General features: G+C 63.8%; 20 protein-coding genes and 2 tRNA genes. 11 read left to right on the top strand and 11 right to left on the bottom strand.

Annotated elements, in window-relative coordinates:
• Nucleotides 1–9: 9 nt before the first annotated feature.
• The 5 genes from CSQ91_RS25355 to dkgB form a co-directional block, all read right to left on the bottom strand.
• The gene (locus CSQ91_RS25355) at nucleotides 10–468 is read right to left on the bottom strand and encodes a (2Fe-2S)-binding protein (RefSeq protein WP_034753534.1); all 459 of its coding nucleotides are present in this window, start codon (nucleotides 466–468) and stop codon (nucleotides 10–12) included.
• Nucleotides 469–600: 132 nt separating this feature from the next.
• The gene (locus CSQ91_RS25350; protein WP_034785648.1) at nucleotides 601–1,317 is read right to left on the bottom strand and encodes a DsbC family protein; all 717 of its coding nucleotides are present in this window, start codon (nucleotides 1,315–1,317) and stop codon (nucleotides 601–603) included.
• 159 nt (nucleotides 1,318–1,476) lie between these two features.
• Nucleotides 1,477–2,715, bottom strand: coding sequence for an FAD-dependent monooxygenase (locus CSQ91_RS25345; RefSeq protein WP_257217476.1), 1,239 nt, complete (start codon nucleotides 2,713–2,715; stop codon nucleotides 1,477–1,479).
• Nucleotides 2,716–2,781: 66 nt separating this feature from the next.
• Nucleotides 2,782–3,711, bottom strand: coding sequence for a TIGR03571 family LLM class oxidoreductase (locus tag CSQ91_RS25340; RefSeq protein ID WP_099389958.1), 930 nt, complete (start codon nucleotides 3,709–3,711; stop codon nucleotides 2,782–2,784).
• A 1-nt stretch (nucleotide 3,712) separates the two neighbouring features.
• Entirely contained in the window at nucleotides 3,713–4,537 is an 825-nt protein-coding gene (gene dkgB, locus CSQ91_RS25335) for a 2,5-didehydrogluconate reductase DkgB (RefSeq protein WP_034785660.1), read from the bottom strand.
• Between the two features lie 186 nt (nucleotides 4,538–4,723).
• On the opposite strand from dkgB, the gene CSQ91_RS25330 reads away from it, so the two are divergent.
• Both CSQ91_RS25330 and CSQ91_RS25325 read left to right on the top strand, forming a co-directional pair.
• A tRNA-Phe gene (locus tag CSQ91_RS25330) sits at nucleotides 4,724–4,799 on the top strand.
• Nucleotides 4,800–5,052: 253 nt separating this feature from the next.
• On the top strand, nucleotides 5,053–6,066 hold the full coding sequence (locus CSQ91_RS25325; protein WP_099389957.1) for a hypothetical protein: 1,014 nt from the start codon (nucleotides 5,053–5,055) through the stop codon (nucleotides 6,064–6,066).
• Between the two features lie 155 nt (nucleotides 6,067–6,221).
• Here the strand turns inward: CSQ91_RS25325 and CSQ91_RS25320 are convergent, their stop codons facing one another.
• On the bottom strand, nucleotides 6,222–6,761 hold the full coding sequence (locus tag CSQ91_RS25320; protein ID WP_034784389.1) for a DUF2058 domain-containing protein: 540 nt from the start codon (nucleotides 6,759–6,761) through the stop codon (nucleotides 6,222–6,224).
• A 265-nt stretch (nucleotides 6,762–7,026) separates the two neighbouring features.
• Here CSQ91_RS25320 and CSQ91_RS25315 point away from each other — a divergent pair, with 265 nt between their 5' ends.
• Entirely contained in the window at nucleotides 7,027–7,332 is a 306-nt protein-coding gene (locus CSQ91_RS25315; protein WP_099389956.1) for a PsiF family protein, read from the top strand.
• Nucleotides 7,333–7,383: 51 nt separating this feature from the next.
• Here the strand turns inward: CSQ91_RS25315 and CSQ91_RS25310 are convergent, their stop codons facing one another.
• Nucleotides 7,384–8,103, bottom strand: a complete 720-nt coding sequence (locus tag CSQ91_RS25310) for a glutamine amidotransferase-related protein (RefSeq protein WP_099389955.1) — start codon at nucleotides 8,101–8,103, stop codon at nucleotides 7,384–7,386.
• A gap of 33 nt (nucleotides 8,104–8,136) precedes the next feature.
• A complete protein-coding gene (ptsJ, locus tag CSQ91_RS25305) occupies nucleotides 8,137–9,438 on the bottom strand; it encodes a MocR-like B6 salvage transcription factor PtsJ (RefSeq protein WP_099389954.1) in 1,302 nt (433 codons plus the stop codon).
• 92 nt (nucleotides 9,439–9,530) lie between these two features.
• Between ptsJ and CSQ91_RS25300 the strand changes: the two genes are divergently transcribed.
• The 3 genes from CSQ91_RS25300 (at nucleotide 9,531) to CSQ91_RS25290 (ending at nucleotide 15,217) form a co-directional block, all read left to right on the top strand.
• Nucleotides 9,531–10,337, top strand: a complete 807-nt coding sequence (locus CSQ91_RS25300; RefSeq protein WP_099389953.1) for a YggS family pyridoxal phosphate-dependent enzyme — start codon at nucleotides 9,531–9,533, stop codon at nucleotides 10,335–10,337.
• A gap of 138 nt (nucleotides 10,338–10,475) precedes the next feature.
• Nucleotides 10,476–12,740 carry a putative bifunctional diguanylate cyclase/phosphodiesterase gene (locus CSQ91_RS25295; protein WP_099389952.1) on the top strand — a complete coding sequence of 755 codons (2,265 nt, stop codon included), beginning with the start codon at nucleotides 10,476–10,478 and terminating at the stop codon, nucleotides 12,738–12,740.
• Nucleotides 12,741–12,832: 92 nt separating this feature from the next.
• Nucleotides 12,833–15,217, top strand: coding sequence for a S9 family peptidase (locus CSQ91_RS25290; protein ID WP_099389951.1), 2,385 nt, complete (start codon nucleotides 12,833–12,835; stop codon nucleotides 15,215–15,217).
• A 42-nt stretch (nucleotides 15,218–15,259) separates the two neighbouring features.
• Here CSQ91_RS25290 and CSQ91_RS25285 read toward each other — a convergent pair whose 3' ends face one another.
• Complete coding sequence (locus tag CSQ91_RS25285) at nucleotides 15,260–16,255, bottom strand: cytochrome-c peroxidase (protein WP_070259844.1); 996 nt, start codon at nucleotides 16,253–16,255, stop codon at nucleotides 15,260–15,262.
• A gap of 208 nt (nucleotides 16,256–16,463) precedes the next feature.
• Here CSQ91_RS25285 and CSQ91_RS25280 point away from each other — a divergent pair, with 208 nt between their 5' ends.
• Nucleotides 16,464–16,892 carry a hypothetical protein gene (locus CSQ91_RS25280; protein WP_070259846.1) on the top strand — a complete coding sequence of 143 codons (429 nt, stop codon included), beginning with the start codon at nucleotides 16,464–16,466 and terminating at the stop codon, nucleotides 16,890–16,892.
• Nucleotides 16,893–16,934: 42 nt separating this feature from the next.
• Here CSQ91_RS25280 and CSQ91_RS25275 read toward each other — a convergent pair whose 3' ends face one another.
• Complete coding sequence (locus tag CSQ91_RS25275; protein WP_257217474.1) at nucleotides 16,935–17,705, bottom strand: hypothetical protein; 771 nt, start codon at nucleotides 17,703–17,705, stop codon at nucleotides 16,935–16,937.
• Nucleotides 17,706–17,824: 119 nt separating this feature from the next.
• Here CSQ91_RS25275 and CSQ91_RS25270 point away from each other — a divergent pair.
• The 4 genes from CSQ91_RS25270 (at nucleotide 17,825) to CSQ91_RS25255 (ending at nucleotide 21,340) form a co-directional block, all read left to right on the top strand.
• Nucleotides 17,825–17,900, top strand: a tRNA-Phe gene (locus tag CSQ91_RS25270).
• Between the two features lie 286 nt (nucleotides 17,901–18,186).
• Complete coding sequence (locus tag CSQ91_RS25265) at nucleotides 18,187–18,528, top strand: hypothetical protein (protein ID WP_099389949.1); 342 nt, start codon at nucleotides 18,187–18,189, stop codon at nucleotides 18,526–18,528.
• 122 nt (nucleotides 18,529–18,650) lie between these two features.
• Nucleotides 18,651–21,023, top strand: a complete 2,373-nt coding sequence (locus CSQ91_RS25260) for an acyl-CoA dehydrogenase (RefSeq protein ID WP_099389948.1) — start codon at nucleotides 18,651–18,653, stop codon at nucleotides 21,021–21,023.
• 71 nt (nucleotides 21,024–21,094) lie between these two features.
• Nucleotides 21,095–21,340: a DUF1059 domain-containing protein gene (locus tag CSQ91_RS25255; protein WP_099389947.1), complete on the top strand. Its 246-nt coding sequence runs from the start codon at nucleotides 21,095–21,097 to the stop codon at nucleotides 21,338–21,340.
• On the opposite strand, the gene CSQ91_RS25250 is transcribed toward CSQ91_RS25255, so the two are convergent.
• The gene (locus CSQ91_RS25250) at nucleotides 21,337–22,557 is read right to left on the bottom strand and encodes a TCR/Tet family MFS transporter (protein ID WP_099389946.1); all 1,221 of its coding nucleotides are present in this window, start codon (nucleotides 22,555–22,557) and stop codon (nucleotides 21,337–21,339) included. The two genes, CSQ91_RS25255 and CSQ91_RS25250, sit on opposite strands and share 4 nt — an antisense overlap.
• Nucleotides 22,558–22,611: the final 54 nt, after the last annotated feature.

The raw sequence follows: 22,611 nt of genomic DNA, 5'->3' as shown, positions 1-22,611 counted from the left end.
TCGCTCTCCTCAGGCCAAGGTCTTGGCCGCGTCCTTGATGGCTGCGCGGATCCGTTGATAGGTGCCGCAGCGGCAGATATTGCCGCTCATGGCGCCGTCGATGTCGGCATCGCTGGGCGCCTTGTTGGTGCGCAGCAGCGCCGTCGCGCTCATCACCTGGCCGCTTTGACAGTAGCCGCATTGCGGCACGTCGTGGCGTACCCATGCCGCCTGCACGGCCTTGCCCACCTGGTCGTTTTCCATCGCTTCGATGGTGGTGATCTTTTGCGCGCCCACCGAGGAAATCGGCGTGATGCAGGAGCGGATCGGCTGGCCGTCGAGGTGCACCGTGCAGGCCCCGCACAGGGCCGCACCGCAACCGAACTTGGTGCCCGTCATATTCAGGTTATCGCGCAGCGCCCACAGGATGGGCGTGGAAGGATCGGCGTCGACCTGCGTGTCGCGTCCGTTGATATTCAAGGTAATCATCTGCTGCTTCCCCTTTTTTGGATTGTTATGGCGTCTACAAACAAGACTTGATGATACGACAGCGGAAAAAAGTGCAAAAAAAAGCGCGCCTTGCGAGGGCGCGCCGTCCAGCCTTCCTGGCGACAGCCCGGATTACTTAATGGTCGAGAATTTCTGTTCCAGCGTTTTCGCATCGACCGCGCCCGGAATGCGGCTGCCGTCGGCAAAGAAGATGGCTGGCGTGCCCGAGACGCGCAATTGCTGGCCCAGGGCCAGGATTTTTTCATGCGGGTTGGCGCAGGTGGCGGCCACCGTGGCCGGCGCCTTGCCGTTCAACATCCAGTCATCCCATGCCTTGTTGCGGTCCGGCGCGCACCACACATTGCGCGACTTGACGATGGAATCGGGCGACAGGATGTTGTACATGAAGGTGTAGACGGTGACGTTGTCGATTTCCTTCAGCGCATTCTGGCGGAAACGCTTGCAATAGCCGCAGTTCGGATCTTCGAACACGGCGATCACGCGCTTGCCATTGCCCTTGACGGTCTTCATGGCGGAATCGAGCGGCAAGTCGGAGAACTTGATGCGATTGACTTCGTCCAGGCGCACCTTGGTCAGGTCTTGCGACGTCTTGGCGTCGAAGACGTGGCCGACGAACAGGTATTGCGCGGCTTTGTCCGTGTACAGGATGTCGCCGCCCGTGCGCACTTCATACAGGCCGCCGTATGGGGTTTCCTTGACCGAATCGACCTTGGCGCCTTCGCCCAGGCGCGGCTCGATCAGCTTTTTGATGTTCGCTTCCGTTGGCGTTTCCGCGCCGGCGCACGACATCATCAGGCCCGAGGCCAGTACCAATGCGATTCTGCTCATTTTTATCACTATCACTTCTCCACTTGAAACGCCTGGCGGGACTGGCCTCTGGTCCGGCGTCATGATCTCTTTGACAAAACGATCGCCGCAGACCAGCTGCGGCGACCTTGAATTTTCACACCTGCCATTATCCGGCGATATCTTAAGATTCGCTGATACTTACTGATGTCCCAATGCGTGCGCAATCATTTTTCGCTTCAGGGCCGGCAATTTATCCAGCAAGTTTAATCCCAAATTGCGAACCACGCGCAACGGTTCCAGATCGGCGCCAAATAATCGCGCCAGGCCATCGGTCGCCAGTTGCATCAACAGCACGTCTTCCTTGCGCGCGCGCGCATAGCGGGCCAGCACGCGTTCGTCGCCGATGCCGCGGTGCGCTTCGCGTTCGCTGATCGTCTTGACCAGCTGCGCCACATCGGCAAAACCCAGGTTCATGCCGTGGCCCGCCATCGGATGCACCACGTGGGCGGCGTCACCCACCAGGGCCACGCGCGGCGCCACCATGGCGTGCGGGCGCATCAGGGTCAGGGGAAATGCGCGCACCAGTTCCGGCTGCAGCGGCGTGAGCTTGCCCAGTTTGTCGTGGCAATAGGCGGCCAGGCGCGCGGCCAGGGCGTCGGCCGATTCGGCCATCAAGGTATCGGCCAGCGCATCGGGCGCCGACCAGACCAGCGAAACGCGGTCGCCCGGCAGCGGCAGCAGCGCGACGATGCCTTCGCTGCCCGTGAACCACTGGTGGGCCGCGCCATGGTGCGGCTTTTCGCAGGCGAAGTTGCTGACCACGCCGCGCTGGCCATACGAGCGGTAATCGAGGCCGATGTCGCACTGGCCCCGCACCCACGATTGGGCACCGTCCGCGCCCACCACCAGCGCACAGGTGATGGTGTCGCCGCCATCGAGGTGCACGATGGCCGAATCATTCGTCCATTCCAGGCGGCTGGCCCGGCCCTGCAGCACGCTGACGTTCGGCGCGAACTTGAGGGCGGCGTCCAGCGCCTGGCCCAGGTTGCGGTCTTCGATGATCCAAGCCAGGGTGCCCACATGGGCGCCGTAGGCGTCGAAACCGAGTCCGCCCGCCTGCGCGCCATCGCCGTTGACCAGCATGGCGTCAACGGGCGCCACCCTGTCGGGCGCCAAAGCACCCCATACCTTCAGCGACGACAGCAACTGGTGCGCCGTATGATTGAGCGCATACACGCGCACGTCCCAGCTGGCGTCGACCGGCTTGGCAGCCGAAGCGGGGGCGGGCGGGCTCACCGGCGATAGCAGGGTGACGCTTTGTCCTGCCTGGGCAAACGCCAGCGCCGTGGTTTTCGCGATGGCGCCATTGCCGACGATGCAAACGTCGCTGTGGCTATGCATGAAGCGCCGCATGGTAGGGGGAGTGGGACTGTTCATGCGGCCATTATAGCGTTTGCCCCACCCTTTTCAGATAGTCCGGAAGTACAGAACGCGTGCCCCAGATCAAGCGGCGCCATGAAAGACGGGCAGCACGTGGTCCGCGATCTCCTGCATCGTCTCGGCCAGCGGGCGGCTGTTCTGCCGCAGCTGCAGGCCGATATGCCGCACGCCGGCCGCGCGCATGGCGTGCAGCTCCGCAATCAGGCCATGGCGCCCCGTGCGTCCACCGAAGCGGAAGCGCTGCAGCGGCAGGTTCGGATCCTCGTCCAGGTCCAGGTGTATGAAGCTGACATACGGCTTGTTCTCTCCGGCCACGGCGCGCCATTGCGCCGAGCGCCGCGCATGGTCGTCCGGCGTGCCAGGATAGGCGAGCCAGCCATCCATCTGCGCGCCGATCCACGCGGGCGACTGCTGCGCCAGCCCCGCCACCAGCAGGGGCAAGGGCGCGGCTGGCCTGGGCAGCAAACGGATGCCGGGCGGCAGACGCGTCTCTCCCCAGTCGCGCAGCATGGCGACCTGCTCGCGGAAGGCCGCGCCGCGCTGCTCGAGATCGCGGCCGAAGACGGGATATTCGACGGGCCGGTCGCCGCTGGCCACGCCCAGCAGCAAACGTCCGCCGCTCAACTGGTCCACGCTGGCTGCCGCTTTTAGCGTCAGCACGGGCTCGCGCAGCGGCAGCACCACGGCGGCCGTGCCCAGCAAGATGTTCCCGGTGATGCCGGCCAGGTAGCCAAGATAGGTAAACACCTCGAAGACCTGGGCCGCGTCGCCGAACGACGGGTCGTACAGGGGCACGTCGCGCAGCCACAGGGCCCTGAAACCGAGGCGGTCGGCCAGCTTCGCCAGTGCCGCATGCTGTTTCAGGTCAGGTTCGCCCGGCACGCAGCCGGAGACCGCATTCGCCTGGCGCCCCATGGACGACCAGTCATTATCGAGCGGCAGTTCCAGGCCGATACTGAAACCGCCCTGCCCCAGCTTTGTCATGGCGCCCATCTCAATCCCACTGCGGCGCCAGGCCGTCCGGGTTGGCCAGGCGTTCGCCCCGTTCCAGGGTCGCCATCTGCGCCATCTCGTCCGGCGACAGGGTGATGCGCTGGAAATGCAGGTTCGCTTCCAGGTTGGCACGTTTCGTCGACGATGGGATCACGGCAAAGCCCTGCTGCAGCGACCAGCTCAGGGCCACTTGCGCCGGCGTCACGCCGTGCTTCGCGGCGATGGCGGCGATCACGGGGTCCGCCATCACCTTGCCATAGGCGAGCGGCATGTAGGCCGTGATGTGGATGCCCTGGCTGCGCACAAAATCGATGACCTTGCGGTTTTGCAGGAACGGATGGATCTCGATCTGCTGCGTGGCGATTTCTGCCGCACCCACCGTATCGATGGCTTGCTGCAGCTGCGCATTGGTGAAATTCGACACGCCGATGGCCTTGGTCAGCCCCTGCGCCTTGGCCTCCGCCAGCGCCGCCATGTATTCGGCGACGGGAATCGCGTCCTGCGGCGACGGCCAGTGGATCAGCGTTAAATCCAGCTGCTCCAGCTGCAGCTTGTGCAGACTGTCTTTCAAGCTGGGAATGAGTTTGTCGCGCCGCAAGCTCTCGATCCAGATCTTGGTCGTGACGAACAGCTCGTCGCGCGGGACGGGGCTGGCGGCGATGGCCTGGCCCACTTCGGCTTCATTGCCGTAGATTTGCGCCGTGTCGATATGGCGGTAGCCGACGTCCAGGCCCGTGGCGACGGAATCGATGACGACCTGTCCCTGCAGGCGGAAAGTGCCCAGGCCGATTTCAGGGATGGCGGTGTGATGGGTGGTGGCGTTCATGCGGTAATCCTCTCAAGTCAGTAACGATGACCACACTATGCGCCCATCCTTTGTTGAGAAAAATACCGTTTATATCAAATCATATTTGATCCACAAGCAAGTAAGGTGTTGCCTATGCAGAAAATCGGGGAAAAGTCACAGCCGGCTCTTGCATTCCCGTTTTGGTCTGCTATAATTCGCCACCTTGGCCTGGTAGCTCAGTCGGTAGAGCAGAGGATTGAAAATCCTTGTGTCGGTGGTTCGATTCCGCCCCGGGCCACCAAGAATTCGTTTTACATTCAAAAACGCCACCTTCGGGTGGCGTTTTTGTTTGTGGACTGCGCCAATTCACCGCAGCATCCCCCTCTTCCGGCCGCATGCCGGCATCCTCCCCTCATCCGATACGGTATTTCCCCTCCAGCGCATGGCCCGGCGGCCTGACGCGAGACGCCAGTACCCCGATACCGGCAGATATTCCCCGCGGGAAACATGTTAAAATTAAATAAACATTAACACCGGCATCAAGGATGATGAAAATGAAAAAATGGTTCTTGCTGGCTGCCACCAGCGCACTTGCCGGCATGGGCACGGCACAGGCCACGCAAGTGGCAGAGCAAGTGAAAAGCCCATCTAGCGCAACGCCTCAGGAACAGAAGAGTGCCGTCCTCCACAGGCCATGGGAACGAAAGGTGGAGGGGGAGAAATTTTCCATGGAGATGCTCGACAGCGACCGCCTCGATCCGGCGTATCCAGGCTTGCCGCTGGGCGCGGTCATCGAGGCAGTCAAAAAATTTGTGCGCGAGAAAAAGGGGGAGTTTGAATCGACGGCTGACTACAAGCGCAGAATGGCGGCAGCGCTGAACGAAAAAGTGGTGGCGGATTCGAGCTTGAATGATGCACTGGCCTTTGTTGTTTCCGTCAAAAAAGACGGAGCATATTCCGTTGGCATTGGGTACGATTTCAATGCGGATACGGGAAAAGTGAAGCTGTATGTCTTTCCCCGCACACGAGACTTGAATGGCATCGGCGCGCCTGACTATGACATCAACAAGCCTTCCTATAAAGGACTGGACCAATTTGACTTGAGCTCCAAATTGAACTCGAAAGGCCGTTATAAAGGACGCAGCACCTATCGCGGCTACTATCGAGGCTACTATCCCATTGAAGAAACGTACACATCCACGATGGGCGTTGCCGTCAATCGCATCCCATTCCTGGATATTGACCGGGGCTACACCCAATACATAAAACCTGCATTCCAGTTTACGCTGGAAAATGCCGTCGCGGCAAAAGAATTGCCGGTCTTGAAGGCGATGATCGTGATGCAGCTGGCATCGCCTTACATTGCCTACGACTACAAGTCGTCCGATTCAACACCACAACAAATCGACGTGACTACGACAGATAGAGTATTTCTTACTGGGAATATCTTGGGCATCGTTTTTTACTCCGGCATCACTGGCGAAATCCTGGGGCGATTACCAGCGTCATTTGGCCTGCCTGCTGCCAGGCAAGCCACGAATGAGAGAAGCGCGCCCGCAGCGCAGTAATGGCAACTGTCCAGATACCGGCCTAGCCTTGCATCTCCCCGTGCCTTGCTTGCGCCGGGTAACAGAATTTGCCGCGCCAATAAAAACGCCAACCTTCGGGTTGGCGTTTTTATTGAATCGAGCAAGGCTGCCGGCTGCGGCCAGCCCCGTCGTTCTTACCACATCAAATCATCGGGAATCTGGAACGCCGCATACGGATCGTCCTCGTCCACTTCCGTGCTGGCCTGTTTGACGCGCACGACGATGGCGGGGTCGCGTTCTGCAATCTTGTCGGCGATGATGCGCGGCACCAGTTCCACGGCGCCGCCCAGGCAGATGATGACCAGGCGGCCCGCCACCAGGTGGGCCTGCACGGCAGCCGTCACGTAGATGCGCTCGATCTTGTTGTTGAACGTGAAGTTATACGGCACGTCGCCGTTGTTGCCCTTGCTCTGGCGGTTCTTTTGCACCATTTGCGCGATCTGCGCCACGATGGCCTTCTGGTTGGCTGCCGCGTCGCGCTGGGCGTTCAGTTCGCGCGCGCGTTCCGCGTTCTTGCGCTGGGTCTCGAGCGCGGCCAGGCGCACTTCGTCGACGCTTTGCGTGCCGCTCTTGCGCTCGTCCTTTTTTTGCTTGCTCTTGTCCTGGTTGGCCAGCTTGACCTTCTTCTTGTCGACCAGGCCGGCCTTTAAAAACTGCTCTTGCAACGAGACCATAACTACTCCGTATTGAGGGTGCGCCGGCCAAGGCAGCGGCATCGGCCGGTGGAAAGTCGCTAGCATAGCAAAAAACAGGGGGGCTGCCGCCGCAAGATGGCTGCCCGGGGCAGCCGGCAGGTTCCTGGCGCCGGCCAGTAACAAAAAGACACACTCGATTGCAAATTTTGTTGATAAATGTCATATAGTTAGTTACGTTCTGCATATCGGCATTGCCTGCCGGTTGCATGTCCCCTTCCACTGACTGCGTCTACAAGGATTTGCCATGAAACAATTATTCGCCCTCTGCATCGCCGCCGCGTTTGCCAGCACCGCCTTTGCCGCCGCGCCGGAAGCGGCGCCCGCCGCCAAGACGACCCAACAGTCAAAAATGACGACCTGCAATGCGGACGCCGCCGGCAAGAAAGGCGATGAGCGCAAGGCATTCATGAAGGAATGCCTGAGCGCCAAGCCGGCGCCGGCCATGACGCAGCAAAACAAGATGAAGGCATGCAATGTCGACGCCAAGGACATGAAGGGCGATGCCCGCAAGGCTTTCATGAAGGAATGCCTGAGCGCGCCGAAAAAATAAGCGCCTCGTCTGCTTGCCCCACAACGCCAGCATCATGCTGGCGTTTTTTTTTCACGGCGATGCGTAGGCCTGCATGAGCAGGTCAAGGAAAACAAACAGCTTGCCATTCATGGCCTGCCAGTCGTGGGCGCGCAGGGTCGCTGGCTGCTGCACGAAGCGGTGCGACTCCACCGTGGCCAGTTCCGTTTCTGAAGCGGCGATCAGCAGGTCGACCACCTCCGGCGTGAACTCCATATGACACTGGAATCCGTACACCAGATTGCCGTATTCGACGATCTGGCGGGGGCAGCCTTCGCTGTGGGCGATGACCTTCGCGCTGTCAGTCAGGCCCGGCATGTCGCTATGCCAATGCCCGGTCTCCAGGACATCGCCGAAATGGGCGAACTTGTCGTTCGCCTGCCCTTCTCGCGTCAGCATGATGGGGAACTTGCCGATCTCCTTTTCTGGGCTGTGCGCATGGCGCGCTCCCAGGGCCGCGCCGATCAGCTGCGCGCCCAGGCAGACGCCGACGACCGCCTTGCCCGCCGCGGCACATGCGGCGATCAAGGCCTGTTCGGCGGCGGCGTCGAAATGCGGGCATTCCTCGCGCGTCGTCGACGGCGACTGCGGTCCGCCCATGACGACCAGCAGGTCGATGCCCGCGATGGACGGGGGCAGCGGTTCATGGGCGTGGACGCGGGAATACGTGGCCGCGTAGCCGCGCTCGCGTACCCATGTCTCGTAGGCGCCAGGCGACTCGAACGCTTCATGCACGATGAAATGGACTTTCATGATGTTCCCTTTCTGTGGCGAGGAATTAAAAAACTATGGCCGGCCCAGCACCTGGGCCAGCACGGCGGCGAACGCCTGCGCACGCGCTGCGTCCATGGTCGATACGGTGATCCGCAAGCCCTGCGTCGGCGCCTGCACGCCGAAGGCTTCGCCGCCGCGCACCAGCCAGCCATGCCGGGCCAGCGCCAGCACGGCCGCCTGGCTGCCGCCCGGCAGCGGCAGCCACAGGTTCAGTCCATCGGCAGGACTGGCGCCAACCAGGCCTTGCGCCGCCAGCGCATCGGCCAGGATGCCGCGGCGGCGCGCATAGTCGGCGCGGGCCAGGGCCACCTGCGCCAGCACGTCCGGTGAAGACAGGCAGGCGCTCACGGCATCCTGCAAGAGATGACTGACCCAGTTCGTGCCGGGCGCCAGGCGCAGGCGCAGGCGCTGGGCGGTCTGCCCGTCGCTGGCGACAACGGCTAAGCGCAGGTCGGGGCCGAAGATCTTCGATACCGAACGGATCAGCGCCCAGCGCCGGGCCGCATGGGGAATCACGTCCTGGTAGCTGGCGACGGACAGCAGCGAGAAATGGTCGTCGATGATGACCAGCACGTGCGGGTAAGCGGCCAGCACCGCGCGCAGCTGGTCCGCGCGCGCCGCGCTCAGGCTGCATCCGGTCGGATTGTGCGCACGCGGCGTCACGATGACGGCTTGCGCGCCTTGCGCCAGCGCCCGTTCCAGCGCCTCGGCCTGCATGCCCTCGGCATCGACAGCCACGCCAACGGCGTGCAGCCCGGCGATGCGCAAGGTGTTGATGCTGCTGACGAAGCACGGGTCTTCCACGGCCACCTTGTCGCCCGCGACCAGATACGCGGCCAGCAGGCGCTCCACCGCATCGACCGCCCCATTCGTCAGGGTGATGTCGTGGCCCTCAGGGCAATCGCCGGCCATCCAGCGCCGCGCCAGGGCTTCCAGCTCCGGATCCAGCGTGGCTTCGCCATACAGGCGCGGGCGGTATGGCTTGCGCGCCAGGGCCGCGCCGACATCGGGCAGCCAGGCAAGGTTAGGATTGCCACCGCCCAGGTCGGCCAGCGGCGAGCCGGGCAACATGCCTTCCTGCTCGCCGGGATCGCGCTGTGCGCGGATGGCCGTGCCCAGGCGTCCTTGCGTGACCGCGATCCCGGCCGTCACCAGGCGCTTGTACGCCAGCGACACGGTATTGCGGTTGACGCCCAAGGTCGCGGCCAGCTCGCGCACGGTCGGCAACTCCTGGCCCGGCGTCAGTTCGCCCGCCTGCGTCAGAGCACGGATGCTGTCGAACAGCTCCGCAGCGGTTTTCCCTGCAATCCTCATGATAGTCTCAGACATGATATATTTTGGCATAGGACAATCATACATCACTGCGGCGACTCCTGCCGCTCATAAGGCTGACACAAGGCTGACACATGAACAATGACACTCCCCTGCTCACTGCGACCATGCACGCGCAGCATGGGCGCTGGCCGCAAGCCGTGTCGGTGGACGACTTCCGCCGCAATCTGGCCGCCGTGCACGCGCGCATGGCCGCCGCATGCCAGCGGGTCGGCCGCGATCCGGCCGGCGTGCGCCTGCTGCCCGTCAGCAAGACCAAGCCCGAGGCGAGCCTGCGCCTGGCCTACGCCGCGGGTTGCCGCCTGCTGGGAGAAAACAAGCCGCAGGAGGCAGGCCGCAAGTGGGAAGCGATGGCGGACCTGGGCGACCTGCAATGGTCGGTGATCGGCCATTTGCAGACCAACAAGGCCAAGCTGGTGGCGCGCTTTGCCAGCGAATTCCAGGCTCTCGACAGCCTGCGCGTGGCCGAGGCGCTGGAACGGCGCCTGCAAGCGGCAGGACGGGGGCTCGATGTGTTCGTGCAAGTGAACACCTCGGGAGAAGCCAGCAAGTACGGCTTGCCGCCGGACGAGGTGGCCGCTTTCCTGCGCGCGCTGCCCGCCTTCCCCGCGCTGCGGGTACGCGGACTCATGACATTGGCGCTGTTGTCGGCGGAAGCCGTGCGCGTGCGCCGCTGCTTCGTGCTGCTGCGCACGCTGCGCGACCGGCTGCGCCAGGATGTTCCCGATGGCATCGGCCTAGACGAGCTGTCGATGGGCATGTCCGGCGACTATGAAATCGCCATTGAAGAAGGCGCTACCGTCGTGCGGGTCGGCCAGGCCATCTTCGGCGCACGGGACACGCCAGATAGCCACTACTGGCCCACGGCGGAAAAGGAATAGACGGCCCGATGCGCCCTGCGGGTAGTCGTGCAGTCAATCATATCGAATGATCAAGATGACATGCAGAACGATACCGCGTAATATTTTTACCATACTGCTCAGCTCGGCAGCACAGCTCCTTGGGGAAAGGACGGCAGCGTGGCCGCGTCAAACGATCTCGCGCACTGGCGCGGACAGATTTTTGCGCGCCTGCTGCAGGCGGTGCTGCTGCTTGGCATCGTCACTGCCATTCCCAGCGCCCTGCTGGCGGCGCGCGAAGCTATCTGGTCCATAGTCGCCCTCGACGTGCTGGCCATCGGCTGGGTCGGCCTCATCTGGCATCTGCGCGCCATGCCCTACCGCTGGCGCGTGTGGCAATTCCTGATCGTCGCCTACCTGGTGGGCGTGGGCCTGCTGCTGAAAATCGGCCCCGTCAGCCAGATCTACATGATGCTCATGCCCGTGCTGGCGGCCCTGCTGCTGGGGATGCGGCCAGCCTTGTCGACCCTGGCCCTGACTTCGCTGACCATTTTTTTCCTCGGCCTGCATCCCGACGTGGAGCTGCAATTGCGCGGCGTGCCCGACTCCCCCGTGCTGCGCGCGCTGATCGTGGCCCTGAACTTCCTGTTCATCGCCGCCGTGCTGACCCTCTCCTGCGCTTTTCTGCTACGCCACCTGGAACGCAGCAGCCAGGCACTGTCGCAGCTGAACGCCGATCTGCGCCTGACGGCCACGGCGCTGGCCCGCCTGAACGACATGGTGATGCTCGCCGAAGTGGCCGATGCCCCGCCAGGCGCGGGTGCGGCGCCGGCCACGCGCATCATCTTCGTCAACGACGCCTTCGAGCGCAGCAGCGGCTATGCGCGCGCCGAGGTGCTGGGCCGCAGCCTGCTGTTCCAGCAAGGCCCCGCCACCGATGCGGGCGAACTGGCGCGCATCGCCGCCGCCATGGCCCGCGCCCAGCCGGCACGCGCGGAATTGCTCAATTACAACAAGGCTGGCAAGGCGTACTGGGTCGAAGCGGAACTGGTGCCGTTCACGGATGCGGACGGCAGGCAGACGCACTGGGTGGCCGTCGAGCGCGAAATCGACGAGCGCAAGAAATCGGAAGCGGACATCCACCGCCTGGCCTTCTACGACGTGCTCACGGGCCTGCCCAACCGGCGCCTGCTGATGGACCGCATCGGCCACCTGCTGGCCGCCGCGCCGCGCGGCCATACCATCAGTGCGCTGATGTTCATCGACCTCGACCACTTCAAGCACATCAACGACGCGCGCGGCCACGCCACCGGCGACGCGCTGCTGCGCCTGGCCGGCGAACGGCTGGCGCAGCTGATGCGCAAGGCCGACACGGTGGCGCGCATCGGCGGCGACGAATTCGTCGTGCTGCTGGCGCACCTGGCCGATGACCTGCACAACGCCGCCCGTGCGGCGGCCCAGGTGGCCGAGAAAATCCGTGCCGCCATCGCGCGCGACTTCGAGATCGAAGGGCAGTCCTATCATTGCAGCGCCAGCATCGGCGTGACCCTGCTGCCGAAAGCGGGCCAGCAGGCGCACGACCTGCTGCGCGAAGCGGACATCGCCATGTACCGCGCCAAAGCGGAAGGACGCAACGGCATCGCCTTCTTTGAAGCGGCCATGCAGGCAGGCGTGGAACGCCGCCTGACCCTGGAAAGGACACTCGCGCGCGCCCTCGATGCCGGTGAATTATGCATGCACGTGCAGCCGCAGGTCGACCGCCACGGCCGCGTGACGGGCGCCGAACTGCTGATGCGCTGGCCGCAGGCGGACGGCGGCCATATCGCTCCCGCCATCTTCATCCCCATCGCCGAGGAATCGGGGCTGATCGTCAAGCTGGGCCACTGGGCCCTGCGCGAAGCGTGCCGCGCCGCCGCCATGCTGGCGCGGGCCGGATCGCCTGTCGCCCTGTCCGTGAATGTGAGTCCGGCCCAGTTTCGCCAGCCCGATTTTGCCGCCCGCGTGCAGGCCGCGCTGGCCGAACACGGCACGCCGGCCGGCGCCCTGATCCTGGAACTGACGGAAGGCTTGCTGATCGACCAGCGCGACGCCTCGCTGGCGCGCATGCGCGAACTGGCGGCCCTCGGCATCCGCTTTTCCATCGACGATTTCGGCACCGGCTATTCCAGCCTCGCCTACCTGACGTCGATGCCGCTGTACGAACTCAAGATCGACAAGCGCTTCATCGACGACACGCCGCACGATGCGCGCGACACGGCCATCGTGCAAGCGATCCTGGCCATGGCGCGCCACCTGGGCTTGCGCGTGGTGGCCGAAGGCGTGGAAACGCAGGAGCAGGCTGACTTCCTGATCGCCCACGATTGCGACGGCTTGCAGGGCTACCTGTATGCGCGGCCGATGCCGCTCGATGACTTTCTCGCCTGGCTGGCCCAGCGCCAAGCTTAGCTTTCCGACATTTCCTGCACGAAACTCCTCCGCTAGAATACCGGCCTCATAGCCTGTACCTTCACCATCCCCTTTGATTAAAGTGATCCCCGATGCGTCTGGTTCTTCCCCTGCTGCTCACCCTGATAGCCGCCCTGCCCGCCGCGCATGCGGCCCCATCCACCATCCCCCCCACGCCGATCACGCTGGACCAGGCCATGGCCGACCCCGACTGGATCGGCACGCCCGTCGAAGCGGCATGGTGGGGCTGGAATGGCCAGCTCTACTACAAGCAAAAACGCCTCGGCTCGCCCCTGCGCGACACGTATCAATTGCTAGGCGCAAACGCCAAACTGAATAGCGGCAAGAAGGTCGACGATGCGCAGCTGGCCAATCTCGATGGCCAGCAGATGGTCGTCAACCGCTCCGGCACGCGCGCCATCCTGCTGCGCAACGGCGACTTGTTCGAGCGCGACCTGAAAAGCGGCGCCTTGACGCAAATCACGCGCGGCGTCACGGCCATCAGCGACCCGCAGTACTCTGCCGACGGCGCCGCCGTGCAATACCGCAGCGGCACCGACTGGTTCAGCTGGAGCCGCGCGGAGCGCCTGAGCGCCCCCGTCGCCCTGCTGCGCGCCGCCAAGGACCCGGACGCCACACCGGAAGCGGACGCCCTGCGCGACCTGCAGCTGCGCCTGATCGTCAACCTGGCACGCCAGAAGCAAGACCGCGACGCGAACCGCGAACGCCGCCATGAAGAGCGCCGCCTGGACGCCACGCGCGCGCCGGAACCGATTTACCTGGGCGACAAAGTCACCATTTCCGGCAGCGCCCTGTCGCCGGACGGCCGCTGGCTGCTGTTCGTCACGCAAGACAAGGCGGCCGAAAAAGGCAAGCTGGGCAAACTGGCCCGCTACGTGACGGAAACGGGCTACCCGGAAGCGGACGACGAGCGCACGCGCGTGGGCCGCAACATGCCGATCGCGCAAAGCCTGAAACTGGCCGACCTGCGCACGGGCACCGTGCGCGAGATCGGTTTCGACAGCCTGCCCGGCATCGCCACCGACCCGCTGGCCAGTCTGCGCGCCGAACAGAAGCTGCCGCCCCTGAAAGGCAACCGTGCCGTGCGCATCGACGCCCAGCGCGACGGCATCGCCTGGACCGATGACGGCAGCAAGGTGGCCGTGCGCATCCGCGCCGTCGACAACAAGGATGGCTGGCTCGCCAACGTCGACCTGGCCAACGCCGCCCTCGTGCCCGTGCACCGCATCAGCGACACGGCCTGGGTCAACCGCCGCGCCGACGAATTCGGCTGGCTGCCCGACAACACCACCCTGTGGTATCTGTCCGAGGAAAGCGGCTACGCCCACCTGTACACGAAGACGGGCGCGGCCCCGGCGCGCGCGCTGACCAGCGGCCAGTGGGAAGTGAGCGCCGTCGAATGGAGCCGCGACGGCAAGCATGCCTATTTCATGTGCAACCGGCAGGCGCCCGGCACGTATGAAGTGTGCGCCAGCACGGCCAGGGATGGCGGCGCGCGCGAAGTGACGAATTTGAAAGGCGTGGAAAACTTCGGCCTGTCGCCCGATAACGGCAAGCTGCTGCTGCGCTATTCGACCAGCTATATGCCGGCCCAGCTGGCGACGGTTGCCGTCGCGGGCGGCAAGGAAAATATCCTGACCGATACGCGCAGCGACGCCTTCAAGGCGCGCAACTGGGTCATGCCGGAACTGGTGCAAGTACCGTCCACGCATGGCGCGGCGCCGATCTGGGCCAAGCTGTACCGCCCGGCGCAACTGGAAGCGGGCAAGCGCTATCCGATCGTCATGTTCGCGCACGGCGCCGGCTACCTGCAAAACGTGACCCAGCGCTATCCCGTCTACTTCCGCGAACAGATGTTCCACAACCTGCTGGTCGAGCAAGGCTACATCGTGCTCGACGTCGACTACCGCGCCTCGCTCGGTTACGGCAGCGCCTGGCGCACGGCCATCTACCGCCAGATGGGCCACCCGGAACTGGAAGATTTTATCGACGGCGCCAACTGGCTGGCGCAGCAGCACCAGGGCGACATCCGGAACGTGGGCATCTATGGCGGCAGCTATGGCGGCTTCATGAGCCTGATGGCACTGATGCGCGCGCCGGACGTGTTCAAGTCCGGCGCCGCCCTGCGTCCCGTGACGGACTGGACCACGTACAACCACGAATACACGGCGAATATCCTGAACACGCCGGACATCGATCCGCAAGCCTATAAAATCTCGTCGCCGATCGAATACGCGGACAAGCTGACGGGCAACCTCCTGATCGCCCACGGCATGATCGACGACAACGTGTTTTACCAGGACTCCGTGCGCCTGTCGCAGCGCCTGATCGAACTGAAAAAGGATAACTGGGAAATGGCCAGCTACCCCATGGAGCGCCATGGCTTCGTGCAGCCGGAGGCGTGGTATGACGAGTACCGCCGCATCTATCAGTTATTCCAGAGAACATTGAAATAGACCCCGATGCCCGCTTGATGCGGGCATTTTTCATGGACTCATTCAGTCAAACGGCACGGGCCGTGGCGTCGTGTCCGACGACGGTGGCAGGATCGGCAGCACGAGGTGCGGCTGCTTGCCCGTCAGGGTTTTCAGGAAGGCCACCAGCTTGGCGTTTTCATCGGGCGTGAAGGTGCGGCCCAGCTGCAGGCGGCCCATCACGTCGACGGCTTGCGTCAACGTCGCCGCTTCGCCATCGTGGAAATAGGGATACGTCAGTTCCACGTTGCGCAAGGTCGGCACCTTGAAGTTGAAGCGGTCCGCATCCTTGCCCGTCACGGCCGAGCGTCCCTGCGCCGTCATCGCCGTTTTATACGGTTCCACCACACCCATCTTCTGGAAGGTGTTGCCGCCCACGGCGGGGCCGTTATGACAGGCGATGCAGCCGCTCGATTTGAACAGCTGGTAGCCGGCCAGCTCGTCCTTCGTCAGCGCGCTCTTCTTGCCCGACAGCCATTGATCGAAACGGGAACCTGGCGTCACCAGCACCTCTTCAAAGGCGGCGATGGCGCGCGTGACTTGCTCGATGGTCAGCTTATCCTGGCCAAACACTTGCCGGAACTCCGCGCGGTAGGCGGGAATCGAGGCCAGCACGTCGATGGCCAGCTCGTGCGTAAAAGCCATTTCGCCGGGATTGGCGATGGGACCGCCCGCCTGCTCCTGCAAATCCTTGGCGCGGCCATCCCAGAATTGCGCCACGTTCATGCTGGAATTGAGCACCGTGGGCGAATTGATGGGCCCGCGCTGCCAGTTGTGGCCGATCGAGGTCTTGATATTGTCCGTGCCGCCCATGCTCAGGTTGTGGCAGCTATTACAGGAAATAAAGCCCGAACGCGACAGGCGGGGGTCGAAAAACAGCTTCTTGCCCAGTTCGACCATGGCCGGATTGGCGATCTTGGCAGCAGTGATGGGCTGGATCGGCTCCTTGTCGGCGGCATGCAGAACGCCGCCAAGGGCCAGGCTGGTGATGAAGAGAAAGGGTGAGAGGGTGCGGCGCATAATCTAACTCCTGGAAGCATTCCCGAATCGGCGGCGCGCGCCGGCGCGGGAATGCAGCGCACCGGCCCGGTTGCCACCCGTACATCGCTGGTTGGATGTTAATTTATATTAACTTTGACTAGTTAATAAGGAAAATGACCAGGGTCAAGGTTCTCGCCAAGTGCGAATCGCGCTTGCCATTTACGCAAGCGTGGCACATGATAAAGGCATGCACACACCTACCTACTCCCTGCTGCGCGCCGCGTGCGCCAGCTTCCTGCTGCTGGCCGCCAGCGCCTGCGGCAGCGCCCCCACGCAAGATGATGCGCCGCCCGCCCCCGGCAATGCCGGCCTGCTGGCGCAAATCCAGGCGGAAGTGGGCGTAGCCGCCTGCGATTCCACCCAGCAATGCCAGACCATCGCCATCGGCGCCAAGGCTTGCGGCGGCCCCGAGCGCTACCTGGCCTGGTCCAGCAAGGGCAATGACGGCAAGAAACTCAAGGCACTGGCCCAGGCGCAAGCCGAGGCGAGCCGCAAACAGCAGCAAGCGGACGGCATGATGTCGACCTGCTCCATCGTCACGGACCCGGGCGCCACCTGCGAGGCGGGACGCTGCGTGCTGCAAAAGAGCGCCCTGGGCGGCAGCGCCGCCATGTAAACAAAGCCGCTGAATCAGCGGCTTGAGTGCTTCGGCAACACGTCAGGACTGCAATTGCAAGGTCTTGACGATCTTGCTCTCCACGTTCTCGCCCGCGCCCGCGGTGGCATTCTTGCTCTCCTTGCGCAGCAACAATAAATGGTCGCCGCTGACGCCATACTGGCGCGTCTCGTCCGACTTCTGCGTAAAGCTGACGACGACAAAGGCGCGCCCGCTCACGTCAAAGTGGAAATGGCTGGCCAGCGGCGTGCCGTCCGCGGCGATCCATACCTCGATGCCGCCTTCGAACTTCTTCACATACTTGCGGTCTTTCTCAGGCACCTTGTCAAGCGACAAGGTAAAGCTGAGCAAACGCGCCGGCTTGCCCTTGTAGCTATCCATCTTTTCGCTGCTGAACACGGCTTCCTCGATCTCGCGCGACAGGGCATCGGCCGCCGACACCATGGAACGCAGCTCCGTCGCCTTCATTTCCCCCAGCGCAAAGCCGATCGGCGTCTTGACCTTCGGATCCTTCACCCTGGCGCGCTGCTCGGCTTCCACTTTCGCCAGCAAGTCCTTGCCGTAAAGCACCTGCAAGCCCGCCGGCCCGCCCTCGACAGTGACAGTGGCCTGGCCGCTATCCTCTTCCGCCGCCTTGCCCTCGCCCTCACGGCGCCAGGATTTCGATTCGACCTGCGCCTTGATGGGCATCTGGCCCTGCAAGCGCGCCAGCGCCGCATTCAAATCAGCGAGCCCGTCGGCCCGCGCCGTGCCGCACAACAAGCCGAACAAGCCCGCCACCGCCAGGCCTTGCACTCCAATACGTCGCTGCATCGCCACATCCCTTCAGTTCATACAAGGATGCCAAAACACTATGTTTTGGCCATCTGTTGCATTTGAACACAGCTAGCTCTGGTCAGGTGGAAAGTCTTTCTGCTATAATTCGCCGCCTTGGCCTGGTAGCTCAGTCGGTAGAGCAGAGGATTGAAAATCCTTGTGTCGGTGGTTCGATTCCGCCCCGGGCCACCAAGAATTCAGCAGCACATAGCAAAAAGCCAATCTTCGGGTTGGCTTTTTTGTTTCTCTTTACCAAACCCTCCCCCACCCCGCCGCTATGTACGCAAACGTACGGACTGCGGCCGCCCAAGAGTACATGCTGCAGGCAGACCACACCCCCTTCCCGCCGCCAGCGTCCTGCGCGACACGGCGCAACGGCCACCTGATCAGATTCTCGCCGTAACACCGCCATGCGAAACTCGCGCCCGACGCCGTCGAGCCGTTCCGTACATCACGGCACACTGCCAAAGGATGCATCATGAAAACTACCCTGATATTGCTCGCGCTCGCCTCTACCCTCGCCTTGACCGCTTGCCAGCGCGAAGCGCCACCTATCGTACAAGTGGTTCCCGGCCCTGCCGGTGCGCCTGGTCCTGCCGGCGCTACGGGTGCGACGGGCGCTGAAGCCCCTGCCGGCGCAACCGGTGCCACCGGCGCCACGGGCCAGACCGGCGACAGCGGTGCCGCCGGATATGACGGCGCCAAGGGCGCCACTGGCGCACAAGGCAACGATGGCGTTCAAGGCAACGATGGCGCCAAAGGCGACGACGGCGCCAAAGGCAAGACGGGCGACACGGTGATTGTCGTCCCGCAACGTTAATACGCCCCACGCCATACAGCACAACGCCAACCCATGCGGTTGGCGTTGTGCGTATGCGCTGTACCGCACAGTAACATTCGCCAAATCGGCCTACCCTGTTCTCATTACACAGGGAGATACGCATGCTGACGATCCTATTGATGGTAGCCCTGCTGGGCTTGGCTTTACTGTTCGCCCCCGGCCCCGTGCGCCGCGCCCTCGTCACCCCGCGCCTGCTGGCCTTGTTCAAGCGCATCTTGCCAACCATGTCCGACACGGAACGCGACGCGCTCGAAGCGGGTACAACGTGGTGGGACGCGGACCTGTTTTCCGGCCGGCCCGACTGGCCCAAGCTGCTGGCCTATGGACATGCCTCGCTCACGACCGAGGAGCGTCACTTTCTCGAGCATGACGTCGAGCGGCTGTGCGAACTGGTCAACGACTGGGAAACGCAGCAGGCGCAGGACTTGCCGCCCCAGGCCTGGGCCTACATGAAGGCGCAAGGTTTCCTCGGCATGATCATCCCGAAACAATACGGCGGCAAGCAATTCTCCGCCTACATGCACTCGCAAGTGGTCATGAAATTGTCGAGCCGCTGCTCGGCGCTGGCCGTCACCGTGATGGTGCCCAATTCGCTGGGGCCGGCCGAGCTGCTGCTGCATTACGGCACCGAAGAACAGAAAAACCATTATCTGCCGCGATTAGCCGCCGGCACCGAGATTCCCTGTTTTGCCCTCACCAGCCCGTATGCGGGTTCCGATGCGGCCGCCATTCCCGACCTCGGCGTCGTGTGCATGGGCATGCATGAGGGCCGCGCCACGCTGGGTTTCCGCCTCACCTGGAACAAGCGCTACATCACCCTGGCGCCCGTCGCGACCTTGCTGGGACTGGCATTCCAGACCAGCGACCCCGAACATCTGCTGTCCGAGCATGACACGCCGGGCATCACTTGCGCCCTGATCCCCGCCAGCCACGACGGCGTGGTGATCGGCCGCCGCCATCACCCATTGAACGCCGCGTTCCAGAACGGCCCCACCTCGGGCAACGATGTCTTCATTCCCATCGACTGGGTCATCGGCGGCCAGGCGCAAGTGGGCAAGGGATGGCGCATGCTGATGGAGTGCCTGGCGGCCGGGCGCGCCATTTCGCTGCCCTCGTCCAGCGTGGGCATGGGCAAGATGGCCGTGCGCGGCACCGGCGCGTATGCGGCCGTGCGGCGCCAGTTCAACATGGCTATCGGCAAATTCGAAGGGGTGCAGGAAGCGCTGGCCCGCATGGGCGCCAACCTGTACCTGATGGACGCGGCCCGCACGCTGGCCGCGCACGCCGTCGACCTGGGCGAAAAGCCGGCCGTCATTTCCGCCATCGTCAAATACCACGTCACGGAACGGGGCCGCGCGCTCGTCAATGACGGCATGGACATTCTCGGCGGCAAGGGCATCTGCGTGGGGCCCAACAATTTCCTGGCCAGCGCCTACCAGCAAATCCCCATCGCCATTACCGTCGAAGGGGCCAACATCCTCACGCGCAGCCTGATCATCTTCGGCCAGGGCGCCATCCGCGCGCATCCGTATGTGCTCAGGGAAATGGCCGCCGTCAGCGAAAGCGATGGCCGCAAGGCCCTGCGGGATTTCGATGCTGCCTTCTTTGGCCACGTGGGCTTTGTGCTGGGCAACCTGGCCAGGGGATTATGGTACGGACTGGGCGGCGCACGCCTGGCGGCCGCGCCCGACACCGGCGCGCCCGCACTGGCGCCCTACTACCGCGCCCTGACGCGGCTGTCGACGGCGTTTGCCGTCATGACGGATATGTCGATGTTCGTGCTCGGCGGCGAGCTCAAGCGCCGCGAGCGGCTGTCCGCCCGGCTGGGCGACGTGCTGGCGCAACTGTACCTGGCTTCGTCCGTCCTGAAACGCTACGAGGACGATGGCCGCCCCGAAGCCGACCTGCCCTATGTGCACTGGTCGCTGCAGGATGCGCTGGTCAAGGCGCAACAGGGCTTGACGGGCGTACTCGATAATTTCCCCGCGCGCGTGCTGGCCGTGCTGCTGCGCACCCTGCTGTTTCCCTTCGGCCTGCCGCATCGCCCGCCTTCCGACGAGCTTGGCAGTGAAGTGGCGCTGGCCCTGCAAACGCCGGGCGCCGACCGCGAGCGCCTGCTGGCCGACGGTTATGTGGCCAACGACAACACAGATCCCGTGGCTTGCGCCGAGCGGGCACTGGCCCTGCTGGCCGAGGTGCTGCACATCGAAAAACGCCTGAAAGACACGCCCGCAGGCGCAGCCCTGCGGCACCTGCCGCAAAGCCTGTCCGCCATGCAGCAGTGGCTGGCAACGGCCAAGGCCGCAGGCTCGGTCAGCTGCCAGGAGCACAATACCTTGCTCGAATATGCGCGCCTGGTCGACGGCTTGATCCAGGTCGACGATTTTCCCGCCGATGCGGCGCATCTGGCTCAAGGCGGCGGCGCCGTGCAGCGTCTTGATGACGAATCCGCTGGCGAGAGCCGCGCAGCCTAGGCGGGGCTGCTTTGCGGCCTATACTGAATTGAGCGGGTGCGGTGCCCGCTCTTTCCAGAAAGGAGTCGATCATGACGCGCAAATACATCGATTGCAGGGAATTCCCAAGCGACACGCATTGCTCGGTAGCCATCTCGGCTGACAGCGAGGAAGAGCTGTTGGGCATTGCTGTGGAACACGCAGTCTCGGTACACCATCACCACGATACCCCGGAGCTGCGCCAGCAACTACGCCAATTGTTCAAGGACGGCACGCCGCCCGAACATCTGCCCATGACCGGGCAAGCCGGCAGCAGCGGGGCCTCGCACGCGCACTAGCCTGCCAGGGCTTGCGCCGGTTTCTGCAAGCGCAAGCCCAGCACGAGCGGCACGAGTGCCGCGTACACGACGATCACCGACAGCCAGACGGCGCCGGGCCAGTACGCCCTGACGCCAAAATAGATGCTGGAAAACACCAGCGGACACAGCACGGATGCCAGGCTCACGGCCGAGGCCAGCACGCCCTGGAACTGGCCTTGCCGGTCCTCGGCCACCTGGCGCGTGGCCAGCGACTGCAGGGCCGGCGCGCCGATGCCGCCCAGGGCGAACACGGGCATGATGGCGAAGATCATCCAGCTGCGCGTGGCAAACGCCATGACAGTCAATGCCACGCAGGCGCAGGCCACGCCCGCCAGGATGGTGGCGCGCTCGCCCAGCAGTTTCACGGCCGGGCCAGGTAGAAAAGCCTGGGCCAGCGCCTGGCACACGCCGAAGGCGCCCAGCGACAGGCCGATCCACAGCCCGTTCCACGCGAACGCGTCGTGGCCCCACAGCGCCCAGCACACGCCATACACTTCGCCGGCCGCGCTGAAGGTAAAGAAGATGACGGTAATCGGCAGCAAGCTTTTCTCCGAGAAAACCCAGCGCAACGGGCGCAGAGGGTTCAATGCCGCCAGGTCGATTTTTCCCCGTGTCGGCGTGCGCGAGGGGGCGCGTGATTCTGGCAGCAGATGCCAGGCCAGCAGCAAATTGCCGGCATTCAAAACGGCTGCCGCCATGAACGGCAGGCGCAGCCCGTAATCGCCCAGCGCGCCGCCCAGCACGGGGCCGATGATGAAGCCTGCGCCGAACATGGCGTTGAGCAAGCCGAAGCGACGCGCCCGCTTCACCTCGGGAGAAATGTCGGTGATGTAGGCGGTGGCCACGGAAACGTTGGCGCTCGTCAACCCGGCGATGGCACGCCCCAGCAGCAGCATCCACAGGCTCGGCGCAAAGGCGAGGAACAGGTAATTGACGGCCGCGCCCGCCAGCGAGAGCAGCAGCACGGGGCGCCGCCCCAGGCGGTCGCTCAGCGCCCCCAGCACGGGCGCAAAGATGAACTGCATCAATGCATACAGGGCCGTCATGATGCCGATATACCGCGCCACGTTATCGGCGTGCGTGACCTCCCGCAGCAGCGCCGGCAGGATGGGGAAGATCAGGCCGATGCCAACGGCGTCGAGCACGACAGTGGTAAAGATGACGGGCAATGCCGCCACGGGAACAGATTCTTTCATATACTCAATCTAAATATGTACTCAGTACATAAATAGTACGCCCAGCCTGGCCGC

Source organism: Janthinobacterium sp. BJB301 (assembly GCF_002735685.1).
GTDB classification, from domain to species: Bacteria; Pseudomonadota; Gammaproteobacteria; order Burkholderiales; family Burkholderiaceae_D; genus Janthinobacterium; species Janthinobacterium lividum.
The sequence above is the reverse complement of the archived record's forward strand: the minus strand, read 5'-3'. Positions and strand labels throughout refer to the sequence as shown.